Here is a 10900-nt window from a genome sequence, read left to right as displayed (position 1 = left end):
CTATTTGTCCGTCCTGCGTTGCAAGCAGCCAAGCAATTTCAATATCAACCACGTAAAGTCAATGGGCAAGCAGTCGCAGTACAGCACGTGAAAAATACCTTTCAGTTTAGGATTGCAGGTGCATCATAATCTACGTTGATTGATGAATTAAACTCATAAGCACAAGTGATGTGCCCACCTTAATCCTAACGTAAAAATTCCTTATGATAGAGCTCAACACAGACCAATCCGTAACCTATGGTGCTTACGGATACAGGGCTGAAGCAAATAGATCAGGAATAGACCAATGAAAAAACAAGTTAATGTGGTGATTGGTGCAGGTGCAATCGGTATTGCCATTGCACGTCGGATGAGTGCAGGAAAAACGATTTTAATTGCTGATTTAAACCTTGAAAATGCTGAACGTGCTGCCAAAACATTACGTGAAGCAGGATTTCAAGTCGAAACGACAACGGTCGATATTTCATCAAAAGGTGCAATACAATCCTTGGTTAAACGAGCTTGTGAGTTGGGTGAGGTACATGGCTTAATTCACGCCGCAGGCGTCTCTCCATCGCAAGCAACCCCAGAGGTGATCTTGAAAGTTGATCTTTACGGCACAGCAGTGATTTTGGAGGAGTTTGGACAAGTTATCGCAGAAGGCGGTTCTGGTGTGGTGATTTCATCGCAATCTGGACATCGTTTACCCGCTCTGAGCGCAGAAAAGAACAAAATCCTTGCCACCACACCAAGTGATGAATTATTGGCACAAGATTTTTTATCTACAAATGTTGTTACAGATACCCTGAATGCCTATCAAATCTCAAAACGTGGCAACGCCTTACGTGTCATGGCGGAAGCGGTGAAGTGGAAAGATCGTGGCGGACGTATCAATACCATCAGCCCAGGGATTGTGATCACGCCACTTGCCCTTGATGAGCTGAATGGACCACGAGGCGAAAGCTATCGCAACATGTTAGATCGTTCGCCAGCTGGACGTGCGGGTACAGCTGATGAGATTGCCAATGTTGCAGAGTTACTCATGACTGATGCGGGTGCATTTATTACGGGTTCTGATTTTCTGATTGATGGCGGGGTGACGGCATCTTACTGGTTTGGTGAGCTGGATTATTTACAGCCTACTTCAAATACATAAATTCTCCTAAAATAAGCAAGAATATAAAAGCAGGGTATTATGAAAATGCACTGCTTTTTTGTGCGCCATCGTTTAAATTTTTAATGCATCGACAATTAGACGGAAAATCGGTGAGGAATCACGGCGGTTTGGATAATACAAATGATAGCCTGGATAGCTCATTTGATACTCCTCAAGCACGCAGATCAGTTCTCCACTTTTAATGTCTTCTTTGACCAAATCTTTAGGCAACCAAGCCAAACCGAGATGTTCCTTTGCGGCTTTGATAATGTGTGGGGTCTGATTAAAGATAAATTGCCCCTCGACATGCTTCTCAACCACGTGCTGATCTGACATGCGAAATTCCCACGGCATCAGTCCGCCTTTGGTGGGTAGTCGCATATTGAGACAATTATGTTCAGCCAAATCGTCAATAGTTTGTGGTTTCGGATATTTTTCAAAATAAGCAGGACTTGCCACAACAGCGAGCTCCAAATCCTCACAGATACGCACAGCAATCATGTCTTTGTTGACATGGCTACCAAGGCGAATGCCCATATCATAGCGCTCAGCGACAATATCAGTGAATCGATATTCCGTTGCCACTTCGAGCTGGATTTCAGGATGTTGCTGCAATAGCGGAAACAGCCGATCCCAGATCATGCGAATCGAATGATCCGTCGCATGGATGCGTATCGTACCCGATAGACTGTTACGAAACTCAGTCAAGCGATGCATCTCTGAACCAATTTGAGTGAGCAAAGGCTCGACGGACTGTAATAATTGTTCACCAGCATCGGTGGTCGATACACTGCGTGTGGTGCGATGTAACAATCGGATATTGAGTGATGTTTCAAGCGTTTTAATGGTGTGGCTCAGTGCAGATTGCGAGACGCCAAGTTGTGCTGCGGCTTTGGTAAAACTTTGACACTGCGCAACGGTAATAAATGCTTTGAGTTCGTTGAGATTGTCGAGCATGTGGTTTTGTTGTTGTTAAGATCAGGTTAGTTTAGTGAAATATCACGTGATCGAACATCATTTTTTTAGCATATTGAAATAATTCATATAATGTTAATCCTTTGAAAATATTTAATTATTTGACTGAGTTTCGCAAGTTTTTAATTAATTATCCTGATTCATGAACAAAATGGATAAGTGTTTACGAAATGTCTGACTTAATCCAGCAAAAAATTTTATTTAAAATAAGCTCAACACACTTTAATACGATGAAACTTAATAACGTGGTTTGAATTTTGATCAATTAAGGAAATATCATGTCCAATATTCTCATCCTCGGTGCAACAGGTCAGATTGCACAACTGGTCACAGCACAACGATTAAATGCGCAATTGTTAAACCAGCACTTAGTGAATGATCAAACACATCATTTGTTCTTATATTGTCGTCAGCCACAGCGGTTAAACTGTCAACATGCCGTCGAGCACCATCACGTCGATGTGATTCAGGCGGATGTTAATGATATAGCTCAGCTTGAACAGGCGATGATTGATATTGATGTGGTGTATGCCAATCTCAGTGGTCATGACTTGGGACAACAAGCACAAAATATCGTCAATGCCATGCAAAAAGAAGGCGTAAAACGGCTAATTTTCATTACATCGATGGGCATATATAATGAAGTGACCACACCAGCACAAAATCTGCAAAATAATCCCGCGCTGAAACCGTATCGTGCTTTGGCGGATGTGGTGGAGTCTTCAGGATTAGATTACACCTTGGTGCGACCGGGTTGGTTTGTTCATGCGCCAAATTCTAAGGTAGTATTGAGCCAAAAAGGTGAAGCCTTTACAGGTATGGAAACTTCAAAACAGGCATTGGTAGATTTTATTTGTGATTTGATAGATCAGCCGACGCAACATATTCAGCAAAGTGTTGGTATCTATAATGCCGCTTGAGTCACATTGATAAAGGGTGCGAGTCCAAGCAATGCAAGGAGCGAACAACATGTCTTATCAGTACGATGCACGTCATACACGGCAAATCATGATGACCTTGTGCACACTATTATTGGTCATGGGGTGTAGCAAGCAAGGCAATAGCGAACAACCTTCTACGCAGTCCACAGCACAAGTCAAGCAGGATCAAGCCTTGGAGGCAGAACAATCGGTGCAAGCGCTGAGTTCATCACAGCAGGACGGATCACAGCAAGTGATTGCCAACCAAGACTTTGTACTGATCAAGGCGGGCAGTTTTCAGATGGGCGAAGCTGATAGCCCACAGCAACAGGTCAATATAACTGATGACTTTTATCTGTCGAAATATGAAGTGACTCAAGCACAGTGGCAAGCTGTCATGGGCAGTAGTTCATTTGATCTTGATCGATCAAATTCTTTTTACAACTTGCCTGGGATGAAAGAACGGATCACCAAGCCTGATCATCCTGCGACGGTGTCATGGAATGATGCCCAGCGATTTATCGAAAAGTTGAATAAACTCGATCCGCAACATAGCTATCGACTGCCAACAGAGGCGGAATGGGAATACGCTGCCAAAGCAGGCACCAACACACCCTATTCATTTGGCAATGATCAAGATCAACTCAAGCACTATGCGTGGTACGGCGAGGATTTTCGCACGGGAGGCTCACATCCTGTCGGTCAAAAACGACCAAATCCTTGGGGCTTGTACGATATGCATGGCAATGTTTGGGAATGGGTTGCCGATGGATTCGTATCTGTTGAGGAACGCTTCTCAGGGAGTCCGTCAACAGCGGTATTAGACAATCCGCAAGTTCTTAAAGGCACAGAAAAAGTGGTCAAAGGTGGCAGTTGGCATATCACCGCAGATGGTTGGACTAGTGCCTTCCGCAAATCCTATCCTGCAGACTATCGGGGGATCAGTATTGGCTTTCGTCTAGTCAAAACACTGAAAACTACCGCCAAATAAGGCAATATGCCAGTTGCAAAATACATTGCACAAATCTTTTAGCTGAAATGTGCAATACGCCATTCCGATGGTGTCATGCCAAACCATGATTTGAATTTTCGGCTAAAAATAGACAATTCTGCATAGCCCAATTGCAATGCCAGATCGGTCAGATGAATATCTTGATGATGATTCATGATGCGTAAGGTTTCTGCTTTGCGTACCGCTTCGAGCACATTCCGATAAGAGGTGCCTTGATCTTTCAAAATCCGCTGTAATTTTTTAGGATGTATGCCCATACACAGCGCTGTATTTTCGATACTACAGTCGCCAGTGGCAAGCAGCATTTTGATGGTACTTTCGATCAATTGCACCTCGGTATCTTGTTTTTTCAAACGCTGCGTTTCGAGCTGTTGTACGATCAAGCGATCGACCAATTCCTCTTGAAAATGATATGGACGAGCCTTGAGCAGTTTTGCAGGAAAGTACAGCGCATCTCGATCTGCTTCAAACTCAACCTGACAGTTAAACGTGTTCCGAAATATTTGTGTGGTCGTCACATCAGGTTGTTTTTGTTTGAGTTTAATTTGTTTGGCTTGCCAAGTTGGACCGATCAAGTCCTTAAAAATATTAAAAATCAATCCGATAGATAGCTGTGCTTTTTGAGGCAGTATCGTGTCATTCTCATTTAAGCGAATAAAATTCAGCTCACACAGTTGATCATCCAGCTGTGTCACCTGAAACATAATGCCATCTGCATGCAAGTAGACATATTTCTGCGCCACATTTAATGCCTGCAATACCGTGTCTTGTCGAGACATATAGACGCCGATCAAGCCAATGGTTTGAATATTTTGTTTAGCAGCCAAATTCAAACCAAAACATGGCGCATCACAATGCTTAGCCGCCACTTCGAGTAAATCAAGATAATGCTCATAATTAATAAATGAGTCTGGATTACGGAGCAATGCAGGCAATATACCGACTTCACGCATCACATCCATTGGGTTGATCCCATAACTGCGCACTAAGTCTTCAAAACCACCAAGACTTGCTGCTCGGATATAGCTTGCCATCTCAACCATCCATTTGTCCTAAAATATCAACCTAGTGTCCTAAAATATCAAGCAACTTTCAAGTGATTTGTTAAAGTTAACTCAGGAAAAGGTCTTGAAATACCCATTTTAGAGACTGTTATTTAAGACAGGTTAAGGACAGCCCAGTCGGGATAAGGTGAAATCATGCAAGCTATTTTTGAACCAACCACGATCGAACAAGAATTACAGCATTGTCTGCATCTTCAAAAAGCCAGCGCACACACTGATGGTATCGAAACCTATGCGATACGCAAACAGCATTTGCTCAATCTCAAGGCGATGATTAATAACCATCGAGAAGAGCTGATTGAAGCGATCAACCAAGACTATGGCAATCGCTCACGTCACGAAACGCTCCTAGCAGAAATTATTACATCCACAGATGATATTAATGGCAGCTTAAAGCACTTGAAAAAATGGATGAAAGTGCAAAAGCGTAAAGTCGATCAAAGCATGTATTTTGGTGCCAAAAATCGTGTCATTCCACAGCCACTTGGCGTGATTGGCTTAATTGTACCGTGGAATTTTCCTGTCAATCTGATGTTCTCACAACTGTCCGCAGTGTTTGCCGCTGGCAACCGTGCCATGGTCAAGTTGTCTGAAAATTCACGTCATCTTGCAAAATTACTGATAGAAATTACACCGAAATATTTTAGTGCTGAAAAATTAAAAATCTTTGATGAAACAGGTGAAGTCGGCATCGCATTTTCCAAGTTGCCCTTTGATCATTTGATGTTTACAGGCTCTGGTGCAACAGGTCGTAAGGTGATGGCAGCGGCGGCACCAAATCTCACCCCAGTCACGCTTGAGCTTGGCGGGAAGTCACCTGCGGTGATCGATCCTGAATATCCGCTGGAAAAAGCCGTGGAACGCATCATGTTCGTCAAGCAGTTTAATGCTGGGCAAATCTGTACCAATGTCGACTATGTCTTTGTGCATGAATCTCAGCGTCAAGCCTTTATCGATGCTGCACATCGCTGGGTGAAACAACACGTGCCTGATATTGATAGTGTAGATTACACCTCGATTATTGATGCACGCTCCTTCGATCGACTTGTGCAGTGTGTTGCACAGGCCAAAGCACAAGGTGCCATGGTGGTCAATCTGAATCAGCAAGAAGCAGATGTGACAACTCGCAAATTTCCATTGACCATGATCTTAAATAGTAATGACAACATGGACATTGATACCCGTGAGACCTTTGGTCCGATCTTGATGGTGAAAACCTACGACGATCCGAAGCACGTGGTCGACTATATTGCCAAGCGTGATCGCCCATTGGCGTTCTATCCATTTAGTAATAATCAATCGTTGATTGACTATTATCTCAATCGTGTCATGTCTGGTGGGGTCTGTGTCAACGATGCATTATTCCATGTCGGTCAACATGATCTGCCATTTGGCGGGGTCGGTGCTAGTGGTATGGGGCATTATCATGGTTATGAAGGCTTTTTAACCTTTTCAAAAATGCGCCCAGTCTTCTATCAAGCAGGTTTTTCGAGCATGAAATTCCTAGCGCCACCGTATGGTAATTTTGCCACACGAATGCTGAATTTCCTGACCAAAATGAAATCATAAATATTCAAATCACAAGCTTTCAACTCACAATGTAAAGCAAGTTTTAAAAACGCCAGTCGGCGTCACGATTGGCAAGTTGTTAATGATTAAGGGATGAAAAAGTAATGACAATGAATGTGCTTTGTCATTATATTTAATGGAGTAAATACAATGAATACAACACAGTTTGATTTTGATCAAATCATTATTGGTTCAGGTTTTGGTGGTTCAGTCAGTGCATTACGCTTGAGTGAAAAAGGCAATAAAGTCCTCGTCTTGGAAAAAGGTTTAAGACGTAAAGATGAGGATTTCCCAAAAACCAACCTCGATACCAAAAACTATCTTTGGGCGCCTGAGCTTGGTCTCAAAGGCACTTTACAGATGAGCTTTACCAATAAAGTGACGGTGGTACACGGCGTGGGTGTCGGTGGCGGTTCGCAGATTTATGCCAATGTGCATTTCATACCAGATGATGAAGTATTTCAATCACCTGCGTGGTCGAAGATTCGTACCGACTGGAAAGATGCATTATTGCCTTATTACTCACTGGCGCAGCGTATGCTCGGTACCACCAAAAACACCTATACCAACATCGCCGATGAGACCTTAAAGCAGGTCGCCGAAGAAATGGGACATGGCAGTAGCTATAAAACAGTAGCGACGGGTGTGTTCTTTCCGCAGGCGGATGGTGCACGTGCCAAAACGGTGAAAGATCCATATTTCAACGGCGATGGTCCCGACCGTCAAACTTGCCAATATTGTGGTAACTGCATCATTGGCTGTCGTTACAATTCTAAAAATACCTTAATGAAAAATTATTTGTATTTTGCTGAGCGTAACGGTGTGGAGATTCGCCCAAGTTCTGAAGTGTTAAAAATTGTCCCGCTCAATGCCGATGGTAGCGCTGGCTATGAAGTACATGTCAAAGAAACCACCGCATCTGGCACTCGAACATACACTGTAAAAAGCCGTGGCGTGGTGGTTTCTGCTGGCGTGATGGGTACTGTGCCATTATTACTGAAAATGCGTGATCAAGCCAAGACTTTACCCAATATGTCTAAACTGCTCGGTCAACAGATTCGCACCAACTCTGAAACGTTGACCACGGCAAATGATACCCGTGAAAAAGTCGATGATGGTGTGGCGATCAGTTCGTTCATCTCGGTCGATGCCAACACCAATATGGAAGTCAACCGCTTCCGTGAAGGCTCGGACGGCACGTGGCTCTATGTGCCTTATGTACCAATGGTTACAGGGCAAGGTGCTGTGCGAATCATGAAGTTTATTTTCAATACCTTATTGCATCCGCTAAAAACCTTCAAAATGCTGCGTCCCAAAGGCAAAGCACGCAATTCAATTTTATTCTTGGTGATGCAAAAGTCAGAGGCTTTTATTCATCTTGAATGGCGCCGTAAATGGTATCGACTGTTCCGCAACGGCATTACAGCGGTACAAAAAGCCGATGACACGCCACTGACTGTATCGTTTCCATCAGCAGAAAAAGCAACCCGATCTTTTGCTGATAAATTGGGCGGTGAAGCAGGTTCGGCACTCACGGAAATTCTTTTAGGCACACCGATGACCGCACACATTATGAGTGGTGTGGCGATTGGTACAGACAAATCAAATGGCGTCATTGATCAAACGGGCGAAGTATTTGGTTATCAGAACTTACGTGTCTTAGATGGTTCAATTATTCCTGGGAATTTGGGTGTCAATCCATCACTGACCATTACTGCATTGTCCGAATTTGCCATGAGCCAAATCCCTGTATTTTCTGAAGAACGTGCAGCGCAGATCAAGCGGATTGAGTTTAGTGCACCGTTAGAGGGTCAAGTGTCGGCACTCACAGGAACGGGTGATTTGGCACGAGAATTAAGCCAAGTTTAAATTTTATAGTCAAAACTGGAAAACAGTTAAAACGTCAATTGAGAAAAGGATTTTAAAGATGATCAAAACACGATTAGGCATCGTCATGTCTGCGATTTTAGCAATGCAAGTGGCTATCGCTGATACAACGTTGGAAAGCAAACCAGCGACGAAATACACCATAGCACACAATCAGGCATTGCTTAGTGAATTACCATTTAGCGATCGTCAGGATTTTGAATTTGCCAGTAAAGGTTTGATTGCCAAACCGAAAAGCAAGCAAATTAAAAATGCCAAAGGCGAAGTGATTTGGGATCTTAGCCAGTTTGATTTTTTAGAGAAAAATCAATTTACCCCAACCATCAATCCGAGTTTATATCGCCAAGCACAACTGAATATGAACTATGGTTTGTTCAAAGTCACCGATCGTATTTATCAAGTGCGTGGGTTTGATTTGACCAATATCACCTATATTCAAGGCGATACAGGTTGGATTGTCTTTGACCCGATGACCGTGCCAGAAACTGCAAAAGCTGCACATCAGTTGGTCACTGAGCAGTTGGGTGAGCGTCCAATCAAGGCGGTGGTGTTTAGCCATGCCCATGTCGATCATTTTGGTGGAATTAAAGGCATTGTCAGCGAAGAGCAAGTGAGAAGTGGAGAGGTTAAACTCATTGCCCCACGTGACTTTATGGAACATGTGGTCAAAGAAAGTGTCCTTGCGGGCAATGCCATGCAACGCCGTGCCTCGTATCAATACGGCATTTTGATTCCAAAAGGTGAACGTGGTGTTGTCGATGGTGCCTTGGGTAAAGGCGTAGCATATGGTTTAGTTGGACTGATCGCACCGAATTATATCGTTGAAAAAGATGAAGAAACACTGACCATTGATGGTGTAGAAATGGTGTTCCAAAACACGCCAAATACTGAATCACCATCAGAAATGAATACGTGGTTCCCACAATTCAAAACGCTATGGATGGCAGAAAATACCGTTGCTGGCTTGCATAATATCTATACCATCCGTGGCGCAGAAGCCCGTGATGCATCGATATGGAGTAAGAGTATTAACCAAGCCTTACAGCAATTTGGGGTAAAAGCCGAAGTGTTGATGGCATCGCATCATTGGCCACGTTGGGGCAATCAAAACATCGTTGATTTCATGGAAAAACAACGAGATATGTATGGCTATTTGCATGATCAAAGTCTACATCTTGCCAATAGCGGTGTGACCATCAATGAAATACACAACGAAATTACCGTGCCAGAAGTGTTATCTCAAGAATGGTATAACCGTGGCTATCATGGCTCTGTGAGCCACAATGTGCGTGGTGTGGTGAATAAATACATCGGCTTCTTCGATATGAATCCTGCAACGCTGAATAAGCTCAGTCCAGATGATGCAGGCAAACGCTATGTGGCGTTGGCTGGCGGTAGTGAGGCATTACTGAGTAAAGCACAAACGGCGTATGATCGAGGTGAATATCGTTGGGTTGCTGAGCTCGTCAATCATTTAGTCTTTGCTGATCCAAACAATGTTAAAGCCAAAGCACTGCAAGCCGATGCACTCGAACAACTTGGCTATCAGTCTGAAACCGCAGGGTGGCGTAATGCTTATCTTTCGGCGGCGCATGAGTTACGCCACGGTTTGCAAAATACAGCGCAAAATACCAAAGCAGGTCCAGATTTGCTCCGAGCGATGGATACCGAGCTATTATTCGACTACATGGGAGTACGCTTAGATGCAGAACGTGCCAAAGGTAAGCAATTCAAAATCAATCTCGATTTGCCAGATCGCAAAGAAAAAGTTGCCATTGAGCTGAAAAATTCACACCTCAATGTCACCGCAGATCGTCAAGAAGCAGATGCTGATTTAACATTGACCATGAATCGCAGTGATTTGAATATGATTTTGATGAAACAAAAAACCTTTGCTGAACTGATGCAAGAGGGGAAAATCAAACATCAAGGTGATTTGAAACAGGTGTCAGCATTATTTGGCATGCTGGATGAGTTTGAATATTTATTCAATATCGTGACGCCATAATCTAGATAAATAACATTGCAAATTAAAAAAAGCTGAACCATCGGGTTCAGCTTTTTTGTGAAATTTAAAAAATGAATCAGTTGATGATTACTTCATTTTTTTCAATTTCTTTTTCAGCTTTTTGACTTTACCTTCTTGCTTGTCAATTTTGTTCAAGCGTTGCTTGATTTCACGTTTTACTGATTTCAATTTTTGCTTTACTGCGACTTTTTTACTGACTTTCTTCGCCATTATCATACTCCTAAGATTTGCTGATGCTACGCCGATTGGTTGTTCACCAAGCTAGAATAAATACAACAAATTCAATCATTAAAATTTGACTTGATCTAT

Annotated in this window: 10 protein-coding genes; 7 read left to right on the top strand and 3 right to left on the bottom strand. The window is 43.0% G+C overall.

What is annotated here, in order from left to right; genetic code table 11:
* Nucleotides 1-129 (top strand): energy transducer TonB (locus ACE3PQ_RS05255; RefSeq protein WP_374295850.1); only part of this gene is annotated, 129 nt, incomplete at its 5' end.
* Between the two features lie 157 nt (nucleotides 130-286).
* Nucleotides 287-1135: an SDR family oxidoreductase gene (locus ACE3PQ_RS05250; RefSeq protein ID WP_374295848.1), complete on the top strand. Its 849-nt coding sequence runs from the start codon at nucleotides 287-289 to the stop codon at nucleotides 1133-1135.
* A gap of 72 nt (nucleotides 1136-1207) precedes the next feature.
* On the opposite strand, the gene ACE3PQ_RS05245 is transcribed toward ACE3PQ_RS05250, so the two are convergent.
* Nucleotides 1208-2092 (bottom strand): LysR family transcriptional regulator, encoded by an 885-nt coding sequence (locus ACE3PQ_RS05245; RefSeq protein ID WP_374295846.1) that lies wholly within the window; start codon nucleotides 2090-2092, stop codon nucleotides 1208-1210.
* A gap of 296 nt (nucleotides 2093-2388) precedes the next feature.
* On the opposite strand from ACE3PQ_RS05245, the gene ACE3PQ_RS05240 reads away from it, so the two are divergent.
* Together ACE3PQ_RS05240 and ACE3PQ_RS05235 are read left to right on the top strand one after the other, a co-directional pair.
* Complete coding sequence (locus ACE3PQ_RS05240) at nucleotides 2389-3030, top strand: NAD(P)H-binding protein (protein WP_374295844.1); 642 nt, start codon at nucleotides 2389-2391, stop codon at nucleotides 3028-3030.
* Between the two features lie 49 nt (nucleotides 3031-3079).
* On the top strand, nucleotides 3080-4021 hold the full coding sequence (locus ACE3PQ_RS05235) for a formylglycine-generating enzyme family protein (protein WP_374295842.1): 942 nt from the start codon (nucleotides 3080-3082) through the stop codon (nucleotides 4019-4021).
* A 38-nt stretch (nucleotides 4022-4059) separates the two neighbouring features.
* Here ACE3PQ_RS05235 and ACE3PQ_RS05230 read toward each other — a convergent pair whose 3' ends face one another.
* On the bottom strand, nucleotides 4060-5076 hold the full coding sequence (locus ACE3PQ_RS05230) for an AraC family transcriptional regulator ligand-binding domain-containing protein (RefSeq protein ID WP_374295839.1): 1017 nt from the start codon (nucleotides 5074-5076) through the stop codon (nucleotides 4060-4062).
* A 165-nt stretch (nucleotides 5077-5241) separates the two neighbouring features.
* Between ACE3PQ_RS05230 and ACE3PQ_RS05225 the strand changes: the two genes are divergently transcribed.
* The 3 genes from ACE3PQ_RS05225 (at nucleotide 5242) to ACE3PQ_RS05215 (ending at nucleotide 10570) form a co-directional block, all read left to right on the top strand.
* Entirely contained in the window at nucleotides 5242-6675 is a 1434-nt protein-coding gene (locus ACE3PQ_RS05225) for a coniferyl aldehyde dehydrogenase (RefSeq protein WP_374295837.1), read from the top strand.
* Between the two features lie 150 nt (nucleotides 6676-6825).
* Nucleotides 6826-8544, top strand: a complete 1719-nt coding sequence (locus ACE3PQ_RS05220) for a GMC family oxidoreductase (RefSeq protein WP_374295836.1) — start codon at nucleotides 6826-6828, stop codon at nucleotides 8542-8544.
* A gap of 58 nt (nucleotides 8545-8602) precedes the next feature.
* A complete protein-coding gene (locus tag ACE3PQ_RS05215) occupies nucleotides 8603-10570 on the top strand; it encodes an alkyl/aryl-sulfatase (protein ID WP_374295834.1) in 1968 nt (655 codons plus the stop codon).
* Nucleotides 10571-10657: 87 nt separating this feature from the next.
* Here ACE3PQ_RS05215 and ACE3PQ_RS05210 read toward each other — a convergent pair whose 3' ends face one another.
* A complete protein-coding gene (locus ACE3PQ_RS05210) occupies nucleotides 10658-10801 on the bottom strand; it encodes a hypothetical protein (RefSeq protein ID WP_171259024.1) in 144 nt (47 codons plus the stop codon).
* Nucleotides 10802-10900 lie beyond the last annotated feature (99 nt).

This window comes from Acinetobacter sp. (genome assembly GCF_041911495.1).
Classification (GTDB): Bacteria; Pseudomonadota; Gammaproteobacteria; order Pseudomonadales; family Moraxellaceae; genus Acinetobacter.
Note: the sequence above shows the minus strand (reverse complement) of the source record. Positions and strands in the feature narration are given on the sequence as shown.